Annotated in this window: 21 protein-coding genes; 4 read left to right on the top strand and 17 right to left on the bottom strand. The window is 65.9% G+C overall.

What is annotated here, in order from left to right; all coding sequences use genetic code 11:
* From EV641_RS21485 to EV641_RS21440, 10 genes are all read right to left on the bottom strand, one after another.
* Positions 1-384 (bottom strand): CoA-transferase (locus EV641_RS21485; protein ID WP_132474376.1); only part of this gene is annotated, 384 nt, incomplete at its 3' end.
* A complete protein-coding gene (fahA, locus tag EV641_RS21480) occupies positions 381-1571 on the bottom strand; it encodes a fumarylacetoacetase (protein WP_132474374.1) in 1191 nt (396 codons plus the stop codon). The genes EV641_RS21485 and fahA, both read right to left, overlap by 4 nt.
* Positions 1568-2452, bottom strand: coding sequence for a hypothetical protein (locus tag EV641_RS21475; RefSeq protein WP_132474372.1), 885 nt, complete (start codon positions 2450-2452; stop codon positions 1568-1570). Before EV641_RS21475 ends, fahA begins: the two co-directional genes overlap by 4 nt.
* On the bottom strand, positions 2449-3651 hold the full coding sequence (locus EV641_RS21470) for a homogentisate 1,2-dioxygenase domain-containing protein (RefSeq protein ID WP_054713477.1): 1203 nt from the start codon (positions 3649-3651) through the stop codon (positions 2449-2451). The genes EV641_RS21475 and EV641_RS21470 overlap by 4 nt, the downstream gene beginning before the upstream one ends.
* A gap of 121 nt (positions 3652-3772) precedes the next feature.
* Positions 3773-4300, bottom strand: a complete 528-nt coding sequence (locus EV641_RS21465; RefSeq protein ID WP_132474370.1) for a MarR family winged helix-turn-helix transcriptional regulator — start codon at positions 4298-4300, stop codon at positions 3773-3775.
* Positions 4301-4410: 110 nt separating this feature from the next.
* A complete protein-coding gene (locus tag EV641_RS21460) occupies positions 4411-5742 on the bottom strand; it encodes an MFS transporter (protein ID WP_132474368.1) in 1332 nt (443 codons plus the stop codon).
* Positions 5743-5778: 36 nt separating this feature from the next.
* Positions 5779-7239: an FAD-dependent oxidoreductase gene (locus EV641_RS21455; protein WP_132474366.1), complete on the bottom strand. Its 1461-nt coding sequence runs from the start codon at positions 7237-7239 to the stop codon at positions 5779-5781.
* Positions 7236-8033: an SDR family NAD(P)-dependent oxidoreductase gene (locus EV641_RS21450; RefSeq protein ID WP_132474364.1), complete on the bottom strand. Its 798-nt coding sequence runs from the start codon at positions 8031-8033 to the stop codon at positions 7236-7238. Before EV641_RS21450 ends, EV641_RS21455 begins: the two co-directional genes overlap by 4 nt.
* Positions 8026-8856, bottom strand: coding sequence for an SDR family oxidoreductase (locus EV641_RS21445; protein ID WP_054713475.1), 831 nt, complete (start codon positions 8854-8856; stop codon positions 8026-8028). The genes EV641_RS21450 and EV641_RS21445 overlap by 8 nt, the downstream gene beginning before the upstream one ends.
* A gap of 53 nt (positions 8857-8909) precedes the next feature.
* Positions 8910-9341, bottom strand: coding sequence for a nuclear transport factor 2 family protein (locus EV641_RS21440; RefSeq protein WP_132474362.1), 432 nt, complete (start codon positions 9339-9341; stop codon positions 8910-8912).
* 176 nt (positions 9342-9517) lie between these two features.
* On the opposite strand from EV641_RS21440, the gene EV641_RS21435 reads away from it, so the two are divergent.
* Together EV641_RS21435 and EV641_RS21430 are read left to right on the top strand one after the other, a co-directional pair.
* The gene (locus tag EV641_RS21435; RefSeq protein WP_199233348.1) at positions 9518-10180 is read left to right on the top strand and encodes a helix-turn-helix domain-containing protein; all 663 of its coding nucleotides are present in this window, start codon (positions 9518-9520) and stop codon (positions 10178-10180) included.
* 68 nt (positions 10181-10248) lie between these two features.
* Entirely contained in the window at positions 10249-11238 is a 990-nt protein-coding gene (locus EV641_RS21430) for an ABC transporter substrate-binding protein (protein ID WP_132474358.1), read from the top strand.
* 4 nt (positions 11239-11242) lie between these two features.
* On the opposite strand, the gene EV641_RS21425 is transcribed toward EV641_RS21430, so the two are convergent.
* On the bottom strand, positions 11243-12187 hold the full coding sequence (locus EV641_RS21425) for a permease prefix domain 1-containing protein (RefSeq protein WP_054713474.1): 945 nt from the start codon (positions 12185-12187) through the stop codon (positions 11243-11245).
* Positions 12184-12531, bottom strand: a complete 348-nt coding sequence (locus EV641_RS21420) for a helix-turn-helix transcriptional regulator (protein ID WP_054713473.1) — start codon at positions 12529-12531, stop codon at positions 12184-12186. The genes EV641_RS21425 and EV641_RS21420 overlap by 4 nt, the downstream gene beginning before the upstream one ends.
* A 213-nt stretch (positions 12532-12744) precedes the next feature.
* On the opposite strand from EV641_RS21420, the gene EV641_RS21415 reads away from it, so the two are divergent.
* A complete protein-coding gene (locus tag EV641_RS21415; protein ID WP_132474356.1) occupies positions 12745-14103 on the top strand; it encodes a DUF3533 domain-containing protein in 1359 nt (452 codons plus the stop codon).
* A 21-nt stretch (positions 14104-14124) separates the two neighbouring features.
* Here the strand turns inward: EV641_RS21415 and EV641_RS21410 are convergent, their stop codons facing one another.
* Positions 14125-14883 (bottom strand): CPBP family intramembrane glutamic endopeptidase, encoded by a 759-nt coding sequence (locus EV641_RS21410; RefSeq protein WP_132474354.1) that lies wholly within the window; start codon positions 14881-14883, stop codon positions 14125-14127.
* A 308-nt stretch (positions 14884-15191) separates the two neighbouring features.
* Here EV641_RS21410 and EV641_RS21405 point away from each other — a divergent pair, with 308 nt between their 5' ends.
* The gene (locus EV641_RS21405; RefSeq protein WP_132474352.1) at positions 15192-16793 is read left to right on the top strand and encodes a bifunctional 3'-5' exonuclease/DNA polymerase; all 1602 of its coding nucleotides are present in this window, start codon (positions 15192-15194) and stop codon (positions 16791-16793) included.
* On the opposite strand, the gene EV641_RS21400 is transcribed toward EV641_RS21405, so the two are convergent.
* From EV641_RS21400 to EV641_RS21385, 4 genes are read right to left on the bottom strand one after another with little or no spacing between them, the layout of a single operon-like run.
* Positions 16730-17641, bottom strand: coding sequence for an AlkA N-terminal domain-containing protein (locus tag EV641_RS21400; protein ID WP_132474350.1), 912 nt, complete (start codon positions 17639-17641; stop codon positions 16730-16732). The genes EV641_RS21405 and EV641_RS21400 overlap by 64 nt on opposite strands.
* Positions 17638-18225 (bottom strand): methylated-DNA--[protein]-cysteine S-methyltransferase, encoded by a 588-nt coding sequence (locus EV641_RS21395; RefSeq protein ID WP_132474348.1) that lies wholly within the window; start codon positions 18223-18225, stop codon positions 17638-17640. The genes EV641_RS21400 and EV641_RS21395 overlap by 4 nt, the downstream gene beginning before the upstream one ends.
* Entirely contained in the window at positions 18222-18731 is a 510-nt protein-coding gene (locus tag EV641_RS21390; protein WP_132474346.1) for an RNA polymerase sigma factor, read from the bottom strand. The genes EV641_RS21395 and EV641_RS21390 overlap by 4 nt, the downstream gene beginning before the upstream one ends.
* The gene (locus tag EV641_RS21385; RefSeq protein WP_054719536.1) at positions 18712-19215 is read right to left on the bottom strand and encodes a methylated-DNA--[protein]-cysteine S-methyltransferase; all 504 of its coding nucleotides are present in this window, start codon (positions 19213-19215) and stop codon (positions 18712-18714) included. Before EV641_RS21385 ends, EV641_RS21390 begins: the two co-directional genes overlap by 20 nt.
* Positions 19216-19248 lie beyond the last annotated feature (33 nt).

The following is a 19248-nucleotide window of genomic DNA, read 5'->3' as shown; positions in this document are numbered from 1 at the left end:
CGAAATCGGAGTACCGACCCCGGCAGGGGTGAAGAACGCCGGAATACCGGCACCACCGGCACGGAGCTTCTCCGCGAGGGTGCCCTGCGGCGTCAACTCCACCTCCAGCTCACCCGAGAGATACTGCCGCGCGAACTCCTTGTTCTCACCCACGTAGGACGCAGTGACCCGGCGGATTCGCTTCTCACCGAGAAGGATCCCCAGGCCGTGCCCGTCGACACCGCAGTTGTTGGAGAACACCTCGAAATCGGTGGCGTTGCCGGCTGCGATCGCTGCGATCAACTCGTCGGGAATACCGCACAGCCCGAAACCACCGACGGCGAGCAGCGCACCCGACGGAATGTCCGCAACCGCGTCGGCCGCCGTAGCGAAGACCTTGCTCACTTGGCGTCTCCCGTGGCGGGCAGGATGCGGTTGCGCACCTCACCGAAACCGATACGCGAGCCGTTCGGGCCCGGAGCGGTAGCGGAGATGGAGATCTCGTCGCCGTCCTCGAGGAAGGTGCGAGTCTCGTCACCGACCTGGACGGGTTCTGCTCCGCCCCAGGTGAGTTCGATGAAGGCGCCGCGCTGGTCCTTCTCCGTGCCGGAGATGGTGCCGGAGCCGAACAGGTCGCCGGTGCGAGTCGCGGCGCCATTGACCGCAGTGTGCGCCAGCATCTGCGCGGGCGACCAGTACATCTGGGCATACGGCGGGCGCGAGACGATGTGGCCGTTCCACTCCACCGCGAGATCGATGTCCAGGCCCCACTTCTCCTCACCCAACAGGTACGGGAGCGGTTCGGGGTCCTGAACCGGGGTGTCGATGCGCGCGGCCTCGAGCGCGGCGATCGGCACGACCCACGGCGAGATCGACGTCGCGAACGACTTGCCGAGATTCGGTCCGAGCGGCACGTACTCCCAGGCCTGGATGTCGCGGGCCGACCAGTCGTTGAGGATCACGGCGCCGAAGCAGTGATCGGCGAACTCGTCGGGAGCAATCTGCTCCCCCATCTTCGACCCCGCCCCGACGATGAAGCCCATCTCCGCCTCGATGTCGAGCCGGATCGACGGGCCGTACACCGGCGCTTCGTCGTTCGGTCCCTTGCGCTGACCGCACGGACGGACGATGGCGACACCCGAGGTGATGACGGTCGACGAGCGTCCGTGGTAACCGACGGGCAGGTGCTTCCAGTTCGGCATGAGCGGGTCGGGGTTCTGGGGGCGGAACAACCGGCCCAGGTTCGACGCATGGTTCTCCGATGCGTAGAAGTCGACGTAGTCGGCGACCTCGATCGGCAGGTGCAGCGTGACGTCGCCGATCGGGAAGACAGCATCGTCGGCCACATCACCGGCGATCGTCTCTTTGATGGTGGCGCGCACCTCGTCCCAGCGGGCACGGCCCTGCGCCATGAAGGCGTTGAGACTCGGCTCGGCGAACACGACGTCATCTTCGAACAGGCGGCTCAGGTCGAGGACCGAATCACCCACGCGCACACCGACACGAGGCTCGGTGTCGGCGGTGGAGAAGATGCCGTACGGGAGGTTGTCCGTTCCGAAGAGTGAACCCTCGGGGATGGCAATGGTGGTCATGAGAGTGTTCCTTCGCTGATCGGGGATACGGACGACGGAGCGAGCCCGAGGTCGAGCAGGTCGGTGAGCGGATCGGCGATACTGCAGGTGCCGTACGAGCGGAACATGCTGCGTACCTCGGCGGCGCGCTCGTCGGACAGATCCTTCAAACGTGACGCGAGAGCGGCACCGTCGCGGTCGGCGAGTGCCTCAGCGATGGCGGCGTTGTCGCCGCCGTCGAGTGTCACCGCGACCGCGTCGAGGATGTTCAGGAAGCCGTGTTGCTCGAATCCTGTCTCGGGGTCGGTGTTGCGGACCGCGTGATGCAGTCCGGCCGTAGCCTTGAAGGGCACACCCGCCGTCACGACGGTGCGGATTGCGTCGGCGAGTTCGGCTTCGTCCGGATAGGCCTCGGCGACGATGCCTCCGGTGCGGAACTTCGCCGAGTACGGGGTCTGTGCGAGGCGAGCCAGGATCTCCGGGCGACGCTCGTCGCGGGGTACTTCGACGAACACGCTGAGCTCCGGTTTGGCCGAAGAGATCTCGCCGAGCGCGGCAAAGAGTTCGTCGACGGTCTGCTCTGCGGGGACGGCGATCTCGAGAGCGGTGACGGACACGGAATCGAGTGTCGCGGCCTTCGCCAGCGCAGGTGCGACCGCATCGGTGCCGGTGGGCACCGTCAGGCTCAGCTCGAGCTCACCGGTATACGGCTCCTGCGCGAGCAGTTCGGCGAGCTCACCGAGACGGCCTGCCGGGAACACGAACGACCCGACGAGCGGCGCGTGATCGGCAGCGGTGTGGACGGCGTGCGCAGGGACCGCATCCGCGATCGGCGCATTTCCAGGAGGGAAGAGCGCGGCGTCGTCACACAACTGCGTGAGCAGAGGGCCGAAGGTTGTCACTTGGATGCCTCCCTGTTGCGGTTCCAGCTTCCGGCATATGCGGCGTCCTCGCACGCGAGGGCGCCTTCGCCGAGTTCGAGCGGGCGGAAGGTGTCGACCATGACGGCGAGTTCGTCGAAGAACTCGGCGCCGATACTGCGTTCGTACGCTCCGGGCTGCGGGCCGTGAGCGTGGCCGCCGGGATGGACCGAGATGGAGCCCTGTCCGATACCCGAGCCCTTACGGGCCTCGTAGTCGCCACCCACGTAGAACATGACCTCGTCGGAGTCGACGTTCGAGTGGTAGTACGGCACCGGGATCGACAGCGGGTGGTAATCCACCTTGCGGGGCACGAAGTTACAGATCACGAAGTTGTTGCCCTCGAACGACTGGTGCGCCGGCGGCGGCTGGTGCACTCGGCCGGTGATCGGCTCGTAGTCGTGGATCGAGAACGTGTACGGGTACAGGCAGCCGTCCCACCCGACGACGTCGAACGGATGGTTCGGCATGAGGTAGCGGGTACCGACGATGCCGTGGGAGGTGCGGTGCTTGACGAGCACCTCGACGTTCTCCTCCTCGACGATCAGCGGCTCGGTGGGGCCGTGCAGGTCGCGTTCGCAGAAGGGGGCGTTCTCGAGGAACTGGCCGAACTTCGACAGATAGCGCTTCGGCGGCACGATGTGGCTGTTCGCCTCGATCGTGTAGGCGCGCAGCGGCTCGTCGCCCGTCGGCACCCAGCGGTGTGTGGTGGCCATGGGCAGCAGCACGTAGTCGCCGGGCTTGGCCTCGAGCGTGCCGAACACGGTTTCGACGTTCGCGGTACCCGACTCGACGTAGACCATTTCGTCACCCACCACATTGCGGTAGAGCGGCGACGGTTTCTTGGACACGGCGTACGAGATGCGCACGTCGGGGTTGCCGAGGATCATGCGGCGGCCGGTGACGACGTCGGTGTCGTTCCAGACGCTCTCCGGGAAAAGGTCGTGCAGCTTCAGGTGCCGCGGCTCGAGCGGATGGTTCGGCGTCGTGACCTGGTCCGGGACCGTCCACTCGGTGGCGTCGACGATCGCCGACGGGATGTACTTGTGGTACAGCAGCGCGGAGTCCGACGAGAAACCTTCCTCACCCATCAGCTCCTCGTAGTAGAGGTTGCCGTTGTCGTCGCGGTGCTGGGTGTGACGCTTGGGCGGGATAACGCCGAGCTGTCGGTAGAACGCCATGGTTCAGCTCCTCGGAAATGGTGAATCGGTCTGCGCGGGGTCTCTGTCGCCGCCGGGATTAGTAAATACATTAACTAATTCGAGAGCGTGCGCGCAACCACAGGGTTGAAATTGCCATGAATCAGTTGCGTCCGCGCACGTCGAACTGGCTGCGGTTGGTGATGAGCTTGTTCAGCAGTATCACGAGAATCTGCTGCTCAGCGTCGCTGAGAACATCCACCCACGCGAGTTCGCGCTCGTTCTGCGCACCGAAGGCCTCGACGATTTCCTTCTCGCCGGCCTCCGTCAGCGACAGCTGCACCGAGCGGGCATCGTGGCTGACGGGGGTCTTCTCCAGAATATTGGCTTCGACCAGCGGTTTCGCGAGATTCGACACGGCCGCACGACTCATCCCGGTCAGCCTCGCCGCCACGTTCGGTTCGATGGGACCGGCCAGCCAGATCACGAACATCAGGCGATACGCCGACCACGAGCGCCCGCGCGGGCGGTGCACGCTCGATTCGAGGTCGTAGGTGACGATGTCCGACGCCCGGTTCAACGTGAGCAACACTTCGGTCGCGCTGCGGTGATGGTCGCCGAACTTGCTGTTCAGACGCTCCTGCGCGAGTTCGACAAAGGACCAGTAGTCGAGGTCGCGAGGTGCGGACATGCGGCCACAGTACCGCAGACCGCGTACTTGTTCATACATTTATCATCCGCTGAACAACGAACGCCGACACCCACATCGGGTGCCGGCGTTCGCTCGAGACATGTCCGACGTCAGTCGGTCGGCAATTCGATGCCCTTGGTCTCCTCGATGAGGAACACCGCTCCCAAGGTCAGTAACGCTGTGAACACGAAGTACCCGGCCGGAGCCAACGAGTTCCCGGTGACATCGATCAGCCACGTGGCGATGAAGGGTGCGGTGCCGCCCAGGCACATGTTCGTGACGTTGTTACCGAGTGCGATGCCGCTGTACCGCACCGATGCCTTCAGCATCTCGACATAGACGACGAAGGAGGCGCCGTTGACGACCGACACACAGATGAACAACACCGACTGACCGAGAACGGCCTGCCACAGGGTTCCGCCCGCCATCAACATGAACATCGGGACGCCGAGCACCGCCGCAGCGAGGCTACCGGCGAACAACACCGGCTTACGTCCGTACTTGTCGGCCATGTAGCCGGAGATCGGCAGGGTGATCACGCCCAGGACCAGCGCGAGCGACGTCGACAGGAACGCCGCCGACGACGTCTGTCCACCCTCGGTCTGCAAGTACGTCGCCGCGTAGACCGACGCGACGTAATAACCGCCGACGATGAGCGCCCCGAGCATGATGATCTTGAGGACGCTTCCGCCGGAGGTCTTCAGGAGTTCCACGACGGGCAACTTCTTCGTTTCGCCCTTCTCCGCCATCTCCTCGAACTGCGGGGTGTCTTCGAGGTGGTTACGGATCCAGACGCCGATGACACCGATCACGACGCTGAGCAGGAACGGGATGCGCCAAGCCCACTCGAGGATCTGCTCCTCCGAGAAGGTCGACGTGATACCGAGTGCGACGAGCGATGCCACCAGCGAACCCAGGTACGTGCCGGAGTTGACCATCGAGGTCTGCGTCGCACGCCACCGTGCCGGTGCGGATTCGGACACGAACGCGTTGGCACCTCCGAGTTCACCGCCTGCTGCGAAGCCCTGCAGACAGCGGGCCAGCACGAGCAGGACGGTCGCCCACACGCCGAGGGTGGCGTAGGTGGGCATCAGACCCATGGCCGCCGTCGCCACCACCATCAGCAGGATGGTCCAGGACAGCGCGGTCTTACGTCCGTATCTGTCGCCGATGTGACCGAAGACGATGCCGCCGGGCACCCGCAGGAAGAAGGCCACCGCGAAGGCCGCGAAGGTCCCCAGCAGAGCGGCCGTGTCGTTCTCCGAGACGAAGAACAGCGTGGCAACCATCGTTGCCATGTAGCCGTAGATTCCGAAGTCGTAGTACTCGACGACGGTACCCACGACCGCCGCGCGGATGACCGTGGCCGTCGACTGTTTCTTCGGTGCGGGGTCTGCGTGCGGCGGCCTTTCCGCGGCCGTTGCCGCGTCGGATCCAAGCATGGTGTGTCCTTAGTGGTTCGAGGGGACAGGCGGGCGTCAGACGCCGGCTGTCCCGAGTTCAGACGGCTGCGTGGAGCCGACGGAGGACGCCCGTGCCGCGTTGCGGCCGGCGATGCGCCCCATGGTCAATGCGTTGGCGACGGCGTTTCCGCCACCCACATAGCGGAGGCCGAGGATCCCGGCTCCCGCTTCTCCGGCCGCATACAGGCCGGGGACGACGTTCCCGATCGTGTCGAGAACTTCGGCGTTCTGATTGATCTCGAGTCCCGCGTGCGTACAGACCAGTTCGGCGGGCAGCATACGCACCGCGTAGAACGGTCCCTGCGCGACGGGGTCGGGATCGGAGGTCGAGCCCTTGTTCGCAAGGGTGCGGTGGCGCAGGAAATCGTCGTCGACACCGTTCGGGAGCTGGGAGTTCCACCGGGTCACGGTGGCCACCAGCGCGGGCACGGTCACGCCTATCAGCCCTGCGAGTTCGACGAGGGTATCTGCGCGCACAGTACGCCCCGCGTCGGCTTCCGCCGCGACGCGCTCGGCGTCCCAGTCGGCGTAACCCGCGGGGAGCTCCGTACGCGCCTTGTCATCGAAGATCGCCCACACGGGCCCGTCCTGCGCGTCCATGAGACCACCCGACACGGCGTACGAGGCATCCTCGTCCATGAACCGGCGACCGGCCTTGTTGATGTAGATCCGCGATTTGGGCGGGAACCCCGCCTGCCAGTGGTGGTAGCGCTGGAAGTAGGCAGTGGGCATGGTCAGGCCCCAGTCCTTGCCGACGACCGCGGACCCGATCTGCTCACCGAACCGGAGATGATCACCGCGGCTACCGGGTGCGGCGACGACGAACAACGAATCACCCGCGGCGAGAGGGTACGGGTAGTACTGCTCGAGCAGTTCAGGGCTCTGTGCGAATCCTCCGGACGCCACGACAACGGTGTGTGCACGGACCTCGATATCGTCCGCCACGACACCGACGACCCGACCGTCCTCGACGAGCAGGCGCTGCACCCGGGTGGCGAGGATCGCCTCGACGCCGTGGGCGCGGCGGGCCCGGTCGAGGGTCTGCACGAGCCCGTATCCCTGATCCTTCGGCACATGGCCGCGCCACACGTCCTCGACCCCGGCCTGGCACAAACCGGGCATGTGAGCATTCGACGACTGACGCGCCGGGATCTCCACACCCAGTTCGAGGAGCCAATCGAGGGTCGGGCCGGCGTTCTCGCAGAACGCCCGGACCAGGCCCGGGTTCAGGATCCAGTGGTTGAGGTCCATGTAGTGCTGGAAGAACTTGTCGGCGGTGTCCTCGATACCGAGTCCGGCCTGCACGCTCGTTCCCGCAGCGGTGAACAGCCCGGCCGACAGTTGCGTCGATCCGCCCAGTTCGGTTTCGGACTCGAACAGCAGAACGCTCGCGCCGGCTTCGGCGGCAGAGACCGCCGCAGCGAGGCCCGCGCCGCCGCCACCGATCACCACGACGTCGATGATGTCGTCGCTCATGACAGTTGATCTCCCGTCTCCGCGATGATGCGGTGGTAGAGGCCGTTGGAGGTCATCCCGCCGTCGACGGTGACCTCACTGCCGGTCATGTACGTGGACCGATCCGAGAGCAGGAACATCACGGCGTCGGTGATCTCGTCGACCGTCGCCATCCGCCCGACCGGAACGCTCTCGAGAGCGGCACCGACGAATGCGTCCGCGCCTCCCAGCAGCGAGGTGCCGACCAGCCCGGGGTGCACCGAGTTGACTCGGATTCCCCACTTCGCGAAATTGCCTGCTGCCGATTTCGACAGGCCCCGCACTCCCCACTTGCTCGACGAGTAGGCCGGAGAGAAGTAGCCGATCTGCCCGGAGATCGAGGAGATGTTGACGATGGAGCCGCCGCCGCTGTCGCGCATGAGGGGCGCAACGGCTTTCATGCCATAGAAGGGACCGAACAGATTGATACGCATCGTGGCTTCCCAGACGTCGTCCGGGGTGTCCATGAACTCGAGCCGCCGCGAGATCCCGGCGTTGTTGACCAGTCCGTCGAGTGTCCCATGCCGAGAACTGATCTCGTCCACCACCCGGGTCCACGACGCCGAGTCGGCGACGTCGAGCGTGTAGGCCGACGCGGAACCCCCCGCAGCTTCGATCTCCTCGACGACCGCGGAGGCATCTGCCACGTCGGCCAGGCACACATGAGCACCGCGGGCCGCGAGCACACGAGAGTGGTTGGCGCCCATACCCACAGCCGCGCCCGTGACGAGAACGACCGACGGGTACGTCACGGTTTCCAGGACCGGATCAGACATGGCGTGAGCCACCGTCGACCGCGATCGAGTGTCCCGTGACGTAGCGGGCACTGTCTGACAGGAGGAACAGGAGCGGACCGAAGACCTCTTCCGGCGAGCCCAGGCGGTGCAGCGGCACGACGTCGAGTGCGTGCTTCAGCGCTGCCGGATCCTCCTGCACCCAGCGGGTCATCTCGGTGTCGATGTAACCGGGCGCGATCGAGTTGACACGAATTCCCTTGTCGCCGAATTCGACTGCGAGAGACTCGGTGAGATGCGCGACGGCAGCCTTCGACGCGCAGTAGGCACCGCGCCCCTTGCGCACGCGCAGCGCCGACACCGACGACATGTTGACGATCGCGCTGCCCGGCTGCATGTGCCGTGCTGCGGCCTGCGCACCGAAGAGGACACCCTCGACGTTGACGTCGAGCGTGGCTGCGATCTGCTCCTTCGAGATCTCGTCGGCGAGCGCGAACGGGAAGATGCCGGCGTTGTTGATCCAGAAGTCGATCCAGCCGAACTCCTGCAGCGCGACCTGGGCGAGCGCCTCGTGCTCGGCAGGATCGGTGACGTCGATACGCGCGCCGACCACGATGCCGGGAGTCTCGGCGAGGGACTCGGCTGCGAGCTCGGCGTTGATCTGCTCGGCGGTCTCCTTCATCTGGACGTCGTTGATGTCGCCACCGACGACGTTGACGCCGCGCGAGGCGAGACCACGGGCGAACTGTGCCCCCATTCCGCGTGCGGCTCCGGTGACGACGGCGACCTTGCCGGCCATCTCCGGGTACTGCGCGATGATCTGCGAGGTGACGGTACGACCCGGGTTCTGGGTATCAGTGGTCATCGTGGAAATTCCTCCGTAAGTACGAAACAAATCGGGTTACAACAACGCAGCGTTCATGCGTCGTCGCGAGCGACGGTGCGGCGGTCGACGAGCCACGTGTCGCCGTGCCGGACGACGCGGTCGTCGATCGTGGTGAATCGGACGAGGCGCGAGTCGCCGCTGCGGGCGGTGGCCACGATCTGCAGATACGCCCGGACACGCAGGGTGTCGTCGTCGACTCTGCCGACGGCCACGTTGGTGACGACGTGACGGTGGACCTCGTCGGCATCGTGCGCGCCGGTGTAGAACCGCACGGCGAAAGCCTCGAGGTCGTCGGTGCCGGAGACGGGCGCCGGATAGCTGGGTGAGCAGAACTCACCGTCGGGCGTGAACGTCTCCGCCCATGCCCGCGCGGAGCCACCGTCGATGAGGTGGCTCTGCAGTCCGTAGAGCTGATGGACCTGCGCGAGCAGCGCCGCGTCGACACCGTTGTCAATGCGTGTCATGTCGTGGAAACCCATTCGTATGTGTGCGATAATCGCACTATCCGTGCGATTAACGATAATGCTAGGTGTTACAGTTCACAGACGTCAAGGAGGTACGGGGCGAGATGACCCAAACGCAGGATGAGGCTGCGCCTATGCGGGCGTTCGACATGGCGCGGATCGAGCCGGATTCGGGCATGTCGAAGACACTTCACAACGGTCTCGAGATCCTCGAGCTACTGGCTGCGCACCCGAACGGGTTGTCCGTCAGTGAGATTGCCGAATGCATCGGCGTGCACCGGACGGTGGCCCATCGGCTGATCCGAACCCTCGAAGCGCACCGCTTGTGCCGCCGCGACGAGTACAAGCGGATCTCGCTCGGAGCCGGACTCGTCACTCTGTCGGAATCGGTCGAACAGGATCTGCGCACGCTCGCGCGCCCGATCCTCGAAGATCTCGCCGACACCGTGGAAGCGACCGCCCACCTCGTCGTCCGCGAATCGGATACCGCCGTCCGAGCGATGATGGTGATCGAACCGCGACGATCGCAGGTCCACATCGCTTTTCGTCCCGGACAGGTCCATCCGGTCAATCGCGGCTCCGCGGGCCTGGCCATTCTGTCGACGCTGCCGCCGACAGCCGACGAGCGTCCCGAAGTGGATCGAGCACGTCGACTCGGATACGCGATATCTGCGGGCGAGGTCGTCTCCACCACCATCGGTATCTCCGCCGGTGTGCCCCGCCGCGTCGGCGGGGCACAGGCAGCGGTAGGTGTCTCGGTCTTCGATGCCACCGACGAAGCACGGATCGGTGCTGCAGTGGCGGCGGCAGCGAGATCTCTCGGAGATCTGCTGCACTGAGACACGAAGTGAGTACGCTGCCCCTATCCGGAATGATGGCGCGATCTGCGGACGAAGGGATATCGCGCATGCGTGTCGCACTCGTACTCACCACCGCCGCTGCACTGATCCTGACCGCCTGCGGAACCTCGGACGATTCCACCGGCCCCGAGTCGGGCGATGGCGCGGAGGGCGCCTTCCCTGTCGAGGTCACCGACACATACGGCACCGTCACCATCGAAGAACAGCCCGAACGGATCGTGACGGTGGGCTTCAACGACCAGGACTTCGTCCTCGCACTCGGCCGGATTCCCGTGGGCACCCGCGAATACATGGGATTCGACTACCGGAACCGCCCGTGGGCTCAGGAGCAGCTCGACGGGCAGGAGATTCCCGAGGTCGGTGGGCTCGAGGTGAACGCCGAGCAGGTGGCTGCGCTCGAACCCGACCTGATCCTCGGCACCTATTCGGTGCTCGAACCGGACCAGTACGACACGCTCTCCCGGATCGCACCGATGGTGGGCGATCTCGAGGCCGGCGACGGTACCTCCACTCCGTCGTGGCAGGAACAACTCGCAGCGATCGGCGACGCGATGGGCGCGCGTGGAGGGGCTGAGCAACTCCGCGCCGACGTCGAACAGGATTTCAGAGACGCGATCGAGGCGAATCCGCAGTTCGAGGGCCGTACCACCGCCGTTGCGCTGCGCATGGACGACGGATCGTTCTACATCCTGGAGGCCGGGGACCCGCGCAATCGGTTCTTCTCCGACCTCGGTTTCGCGACCCCGGCGGTCACCGGCGAAGTCGGCCCCGAACGCTACGACCTGCTCGACCAGGAGAACCTCGTCGTCGTGGGTGCGACGGCCGAAACGCTGGCAGACGACGAACTCTTCCAATCGTTGGACGTGGTGAGTTCCGACCGCACCGTCTACCTCGGGGAGTTCGGCACCACCGCTCCTGCGGCGCTCGGTTTCGCGAGCCCGCTCAGTCTGCCGTACCTGATCGACGCGGTGCTCCCCTCACTCGCAGCAGCCACCGACGATGATCCCGCGACCGTCGTCCCTGCCGTCGAGGAATGAGCGTTCAGCGAGAGCGCAGCACCTTCCACCAACCTTCGCCGATCTCCCACACCGCCACCCCGATTGCAACGACGATGACGATGGTGTTCGCTGCGCGCATCGAGTCGCCGGTGTCGCCGAACGCCGCCTCGAAGTAGTCGGGCTCGAACAGCCGGTCGACCGACGCCAGCCAGACCAGCGGGATGGTGAACAGCAGGTTGAGCACGGTGTTGATGACAGCGAGCGCGGTGGTCCAGTGCCCGACGACATACTTGACGATCTCGAACACAGCGCTGAGTGCCAGCACGACGATGAGGGCGGGCAGCCAGAACGACCACAGGTCGGGATCAAGGATGGGGATCGAGGCTCCGTCGGCATACCGGTAGGCGGAGAAGTTGCGCTGCAGAACCACTGCCGCGATCCCGACTACAAGAAATGCGATCGTCCAGGCCGTGTCGCCGAGCGACACCCGACTGTTCGGATCTGTCTCCGGCAACCTCTCCACCGTCCATTCCCCGGTGAGGTTCCCGCGTCGATGCCCGTTACGCTCCAAGACACCGAAGACCAAGGTCGTCCAGAACACGATCTGCAGCGCCACCATCGCGGTCGTCCAGAGACCTGACGCGATCGCCTCTCCGGGAGACGCGTCGTCGAGGAGGTCGAGGACCAGCACCACAGCCCCGGGAAGCGGCGCGATCCACAGCAGAACCGAGAGCAGCCGACGCCAGTCGAGATAGAGACCGGGCCCGATCAGATACAGCGGTCTCGCGGCGTATTCCGCGGCGAGCCGGTCGGGGTCGCCGAGCTCGGTGAGCACCTCGGTTTCGGCGACGGCCGCGTCGACGCCGGCGTCGACGCGAGCCTCGACCGCATCTGCGATCGAGCCTCGGAGCTCGCGGTCGATGTCGTCACGTTTTCCTGCCGGAATCCTCCGCAGGGTCGTAGCGACATAACGGTCGGTGAGTGTCATGGCGCGCCTTCCGTACCGGATTCGATGGTCTGCAGATTGCGCCCGAGCACAATCCATTCGTCGAGCAGCGACGCCGCGAGCGCTTCACCGGCCTCGGAGGTCCGATAGAACTTGCGTGGACGTGCCTCATCGGTGTTCCACTCGCTGACGAGAAGGCCCTGCTTCTCGAGGCGCCGCAGCAGCGGATAGAGCGTGTTGGCGTCGACGGCGACGCCTGCAGCGGCCAGCGCTTCGAGCAGGCCGTAGCCGTACCCGGGGGTGCGCAGCATCAGAAGACTCGCGACGACGACGGAACCTCGTCGCACTTCTTGACTGTGGCCGGCGGAGATCTCGGGGTCGATCACATGTCGCACAATAGTGTGTGTAACACACTATTGCAACAGGCGCAGGTACGGAGGCGTGCGCCGAGGCGGCAAGCGCCCAGATCTACAGCAGTTCCGTCGGTCTACTTGACCGACCGACGTGAGCCCCACCCCAACCGTCCGGTCGCCGTGCGCTCGAGCACTTGGTCCCGCCCATCTGGCACAATTTCGCACACCCGTGTGCACAATCAATGGGTGAGTTCAACAGGTACCGCGACCGATCCCCACCGCAAGACGCTGCGGGGGCCTCGATTCTGGCTCGCGCCGCTCGTCGTCGTAACTGCAGTGATGTCTGCGCTCGGGTACTTCTATCTCGCGAGCATGGTCAGTCCGGCGGACAACCTTCGCGAATTCCCCATGGCGATCGTCAACCAGGACGTCGGTGACGTCATGCCCGGCGACGACGAACCGCGGAACCTCGGAAACGAGATCACCGCCGCAATCCTGGACGGTATCGATCCGGCAGAGATCGACATGCAGGAGATGGGTATCTCCGCGGCCAACTCCGGTCTCGACACCGGATCGTTGTACGGCGCGATCGTGATCCCCAGCGACTTCACCAAACGCACCTCGATTCTGGCGCAAGGCAGCGTCGTACCCGGCGACATCGAAAAGCCGATCATCACGGTCTACTCGAATCCCCGGACCGGAACGTTCGCGACCGGCATCGTCGGCATGATCAGCGACACCGCCATGACCCAGGTCAACGACACGGTCGGGGAACAGCTCACCACCCAGGTCACGAACACCCTCGCAGAGACCGCACCAGACCTGCAGTTGTCGGGCGGAAGCCTGCTCACCCTCCAGGACCCGATCAACGTCCTGGACGTCGAACACAAGCCGCTGCCCGACGGCACCGGCGCCGGCCTGTCCGCGTTCTACTTCACGCTGCTGCTGATCCTCGCGGGATTCACCGGCGCCACGATCGTCAACACCCTCGTCGACACCGCTCTCGGGTTCATCCCCACCGAATACGGGCCGCTCTACATCAACAGAGAGACCACCCGCATGTCCCGTTTGACGGTGTTGTTCATCAAGTGGGGAATCATCGTCGTCCTGTCGTTGATCGTGTCGGCGCTGTATCTGTGGATCGGCACAGCCCTCGGGATGCCCGTTCCGCGCGCCCTGCTGATGTGGGAATACGGGGCACTCGCGATCAGCGCGGTCGGCATCACCTCGGTGTCGGTGATGTCCGTGTTCGGATCCGCAGGCCTGCTCGTGAACCTGTTCATCTTCATCGTGCTCGGGCTGCCGTCGTCCGGTGGCACTGTCCCGATCGAGGCGATGCCCAAGATGTTCGAGTGGCTGTCCACATTCGAGCCGATGCACCAGATCTACATCGCCACGCGCGCGATCCTCTACTTCGACGGCCACAGCGCTGCAGGACTGACGCACGGAGTCGCGATGACGCTCGTCGGGCTCGGTGTCGGCGTGGCTCTCGGGGCGATCGTGACGTGGATGTACGACCGTCGGGGATTCCACCGCTCCACCGAATTGCTGGCGCTCGACACAGCGTCCGTCTCCGACCGCGGAGAGTCGCCTACCGGGCCCTGAACGGACTACCGCACGCGCTGGTTACGACGAAAGGGGCACAATGTTGCCGCGCCGGTGGGCGGCAATGAGCATGGGGATGGCCAAGAGCAAGCTGACCACGACGGGAACGATCGAGGCCTCCAGACCGAAGTCGCCGCCTGTGACCAGGGTCGGCCCTGTCGGGGTGGTGATCAGCAGGCCGGACGATGCGTGACCGGAGACGGGGATGCCGATCAGCCCGATAGTGGTGTTCCAAGCGAAGTGCAGACCGACGACCAACCAGATGCTGCGCTTCCACAGGAACGCGGCGCCGAGTAGGACACCCGCCTCGACGGCGATCGCGAACGAACTCCACAGCGTGGCGCCGGGGTTGGCCAGGTGCAAGCCCCCGAACAGCAACGCAGTGATCGCCAGGGCCGCCCAGCTGCCGCAGAGCCGCTCCAGGGCCTGCAACGCAAGGCCGCGGAAGATCAGTTCCTCGGTGACAGCCGCACCGATCGAGACCGCGACAATGCCTGCGATGATGCGGAAGACGTTCCCGGAGGAGCCGGTGAAGGTGAACTCGGTGATCACGGCAAGCATCGACACAGCGATGAACCCGAAACCGATCGCACCACCCAACAGAGCCAGCCGCCCGGCGTGTGCACGCCTGATCTCCGGGGCATCCCGATGGGCGACGAACCGCATGACCAGCCAATAGACCGCCACCGCAGCCGCCGCACCCACAATCGGCAGTGCCACGCCCTGTGCAGTCAGCGCCGACACCCCGGCGACGCCGACGATTCCGATCGAACCCCACACCAGGGGGAACTCGAAGAACCGGGTCGCGGCCGAGCGAGTCGGGGCGGGGTCCGTCGTAGGTGCGGTGCCTGTCGAAGCATCCAGTCGACTACTGCCACTGGACAAACGGACGGGATCGACCGGGGCATCATCACCCCTACTGTTCCGATCGGACAAAGCGGAACCCCCTGAGGTGTGGATACCGGTTTGCAGTCCAAAGGCGGTCAGCGTAGCCGATCGCTGGTGACAGCCGGTCGGACTTGACCGGTCGGTGAGATTCCTACCGGACCTGAAGCGCCGGGATTCCTCGCTGACCGTACCCTGAACCGATGCGTGCCGTCGTTGTTCCCCACCCCTCTGAGAGCAGAGGCGTGCGTGGCGGCAGCATCGCCTTGATCGACGACGCCGGCGTCCCGGTGGGCGACATCCGCGAGCATCGCGATCTCGCCGCGACCGTGTCGGAGCTCGAATCCTCGCACAACCCACGATGGGTGTGGACCTCCACCGCAACCGTGTACCCGGATTTGTTGCGCGCTGGTGTGCGGGTGCAGCGGTGCCATGATCTGGCGACCACCGCCGCAATCCTGAACACGCGCGACGGGATCCCGCCCGATCCCGTCGAGGAACCGGTGGACGAACGCCCGGGGCTGTTCGACGCGGCGCCCGGCGTCGACATCGCCACCGTGATCGAGCGATTCGCCGAGCAACGTCGTCGCACGGCCACCGATCGCCGTCTCGATCTGCTCGTGGCAGCCGAATCTGCGGGGACACTCGCCGCGGCCGAAATGGCGTTCGGGGGGTTGCCGTTCTCCGCCGACGTGCACCGCGACTTGCTGGAGCGCACCCTCGGCCGGCGTCCCCTCGGCTACGAACCACCTTCTCGGATCGCCGAGGTGATCGCAGAGATTCAGGCCGTGTTCGGCCGGCCCGTGAACCCGGCATCGCACGTCGAGGTGCTCGACGCGTTCCGCCGCGAGGGCATCGAACTGTCGTCGACACGCAAGCACGTGCTGCGCGAACTCGACCATCCCGCGGTGCCGTTGTTGTTGAGGCACCGCGACCTGTCGAAGCTGTACAGCACCAACGGTTGGAGCTGGCTCGACACATGGGTGCACGACAACCGCTTCCGCCCCGTCTACGTGCCGGGTGCGGTCGTCTCGGGGAGGTGGGCGAGCCGCGGCGGCGGTGCCCTGCAGATCCCGAAAGCGTTGCGGTCGAGCGTGCTCGCCGACCCCGGTCACACCTTCGTCATCGCCGACGCCGGGCAGCTCGAACCTCGTATCCTCGCCGCCATGTCGGGAGATCCCCGCATGGTCGCGGCCGCAGGAAGCGACGACCTGTACGCACCGGTCGCGGCGGCAGCATTCGGTGGTGACCGAGCGAAAGCGAAGGTCGCGGTGCTCGGTGTGCTGTACGGCGCGACGTCCGGTGATTCCCGTGCGCTGCTGACGGTGCTGCGGAGGAGTTTTCCCGACGCAGTCGAATTCGTCGCACGTGCAGCCCGCGCCGGAGAGCGCGGGGAAGTGGTGCATTCATGGCTCGGGCGTGCCTGTCCCAAACCCGAACCTGAATTTCTCTTGCACGGGGACGTGCGCGCCCGCGGACGATTCACCCGCAATTTCGTCGTCCAGGCCACGGCCGCGGAATGGGCGTTGTGCGCGCTGGCCGAGCTTCGTCGCCGGCTCGCGACGGCACCGGACGGCCAGGACGGCGAACTGGTGTTCTTCCAGCACGATGAGGTGGTGGTACACACCCGGAATGCCGATGCCGCGGCCGCGCACATCGAGGCGTCGGTCGAGGCTGCAACTCGGTTGATGTTCGGCGCGACGGAAGTCCGGTTTCCCATGTCGACGTCGGTCCGCGCCTGTTACGCGGACGAGTCGGACGACGAGGCCGCTGCCGGGGACGAGGATGCGGGAGACGGCGTATAGGCCGCGTGCGTCCACAGGTGCGACACGGCGTAGGCGCGCCACGGCCGCCAAGCTTCGGCGCGCGTGGTCGCCTCACCGGCGGTGATGCCTCCCAACGCTCGGCGCAGCACCAGGTCGCCGGAGGGATACGCGTCGCGATCGCCGAGTGCACGCAACGACAGGTAGTCGATGGTCCACGGTCCGATTCCCGGCAGGGCCAGCAGTTCTGTTCGGAAGTCGGCGGTCGGCGTCGCGTCGAGCCCGTCGGCCGCGGCGGTCGCGAGTGCGTGCACCGTGCGGGAGCGCGCACCCGTGACCCGTACCGTCGCCTTCAGTTCGTCCGGATCCGCAGCCGCGAGACGCTGCGGCGTGGGGAAACACCGCAAACCGTCTGGCGCGGGTTCACCATATGCTGCAACGAGTCTCGATGTGAACGTCGAGGCCGCCGCAAGGCTCACCTGTTGTCCGAGCACTGTCTGCGCGGCGGTGGCGAACCAGTCGGTGGCACCGAGCACGCGCAGACCTGGCCTCGCCGACACGAACGGCGCGAGCAACGGGTCTGTGCCCAGCACGGCGTCGATCGCGGCCGGTTCCGCGTCGAGGTCGAGCCAGGCGGTGATACACCGTTCGAGTTCGGGAACATCTCGACCATCGGTAGCATCGATCCGCGCAGTGATGTGCGCGGCTTCCGGATCGTTCTCGAACGTCACCGACACGACCGCGGGACCTCCACGACCCCGGACCGCACGGCTGTGGGTGCGAGTCCGAGCGTTGTGCCGTTCGTGTCCTGCGACGGTGTGACTCCGCAGCGCGTCGAGCATCGCCTGCGCAGCGAACGGCGGTGTCAACGGCAATCGCAGGGTGGTCATGCCGCGGTCTCGAGACTCAGCAGGATCCGTTTCGCGTCGACTCCCCCCGCATACTGTCCGATCCCACCGTCGCTGCGCACCACCCGATGGCAGGGAATGACCACCGGCAGAGGGTTTTTTGCGCACGCCGTACCCACAGCGCGCACCGCCCTGGGGCTGCCTGCCGCCTCCGCGACCTCTGCGTAACTGGCCGTGTGCCCGTAAGCAATGTCGGGTAGGTGCGTGATCACGTCGCGACGGAACCCGGTCGCGAGCCTGAGATCGAGAGGCAGATCGAACGACGTCCGAGCACCCTCGAAGTACTCGTCGAGCTGAGCTGCCGCGGTGTCGAGGCGTGCCGGGGCTTCGAGGATCCGAGGGCTGATCCGCGTGGCGAGTTCGTCGAGCACATCGTCCAGGCTGTCGGCGACATACGCCACCCTCACGAGTCCCGCCTCGGTTGCTGCGAGCAGCAGCGGTCCGACGGGGGTGTCGAGGATTCGGTACGCGACGTCGAGGAGGCCGGCAGCTTCGGCATCGATCGTGAGCCGCTGATGTAGCCATGCGAGGTCGGGCGTCGAGACCGGTGGCATCGGAAAGGTCATTTCACGCTCCCTGTCTCTGTGCTGTAGCGACGACGTAGCGCTGCACGTCCGTCGGAGGCGGCGCGGCGCGCGGCTTCTGCGGTGTTGCCGAGGAGTTCACCGATCTCCGCGTACGGCAATCCGCCGAGGTAGTGGTAGACGAGCGCGGCCCGCTGGGTGAACGGCAGTGCCGCGACCTCGCCCCACAGTTCGTCGTCGCCGGTGCCGGGGAGGTCGGTGGTCGATGCGCGCTCGGGCAGCGCCTCCGTGGGTATCGGTGTTCGCCCGTGCACGCGGTGGACGTCGATGGCCTTGCGATGCGCGATGGTCACGAGCCACGCCTCGATGTTGGCACCCGGCTTCAGATCCGGATAGGCCCGCAGAGCAGCGAGGAACGTCTCCGACCACGCGTCGTCGGCGTCGGCAGCGCTGAGCATGGCGCGGCATACCCGGAGCACCGTCGGGCCGTGGTCGGCGACGACCTGCTCGAACGGTGGCAGGTGCGCATCAGGCCGGTGTGGGGGCATGGGCGATCCGCGCCTCTTGTTCGAGCAGGAACTGTTTGCGTTCGACTCCCCCGGCGTACCCGGTGAGCCGCCCGCTACTACCGATGACGCGATGACACGGAACGATGATGCTCAGCGGATTCCGTGCGTTGGCCGCCGCGACCGCCCGAACCGCGGTGGGCCGGCCGATCGATGCCGCGACTTCCCCATACGTCGACGTGGTTCCGTATTCGATCGCCCGGAGGGCCGTCCACACGGTGCGCTGGAACTCCGTGCCGACCGGCGCTATCGGGAACGTGAACGTCGTCCGCGTGCCATCGAAGTACTCGCGTAGTTGGCCGCCGGCCTCGTCGAACCCCTCGGACGTCTGTGGCCCGAAGGTAGTGGCGTCGGGCGCCGGATGGTGATCGGACATGTACAGGCCCGACAGCATGCCGTCGGTGTTCACGAGGGTCAGCTCGCCGATCGGCGAGTCGATCACGGTGTGGGTGCGTGATGCGGTCACGGCTTCGATCCTTCCATCCGGTGCAAGGTCTTC

Origin of the sequence: Rhodococcus sp. SMB37 (assembly GCF_004345605.1) — a bacterium.
In the GTDB taxonomy this organism is placed as follows: Bacteria; Actinomycetota; Actinomycetes; order Mycobacteriales; family Mycobacteriaceae; genus Rhodococcus.
Note: the sequence above shows the minus strand (reverse complement) of the source record. Positions and strands in the feature narration are given on the sequence as shown.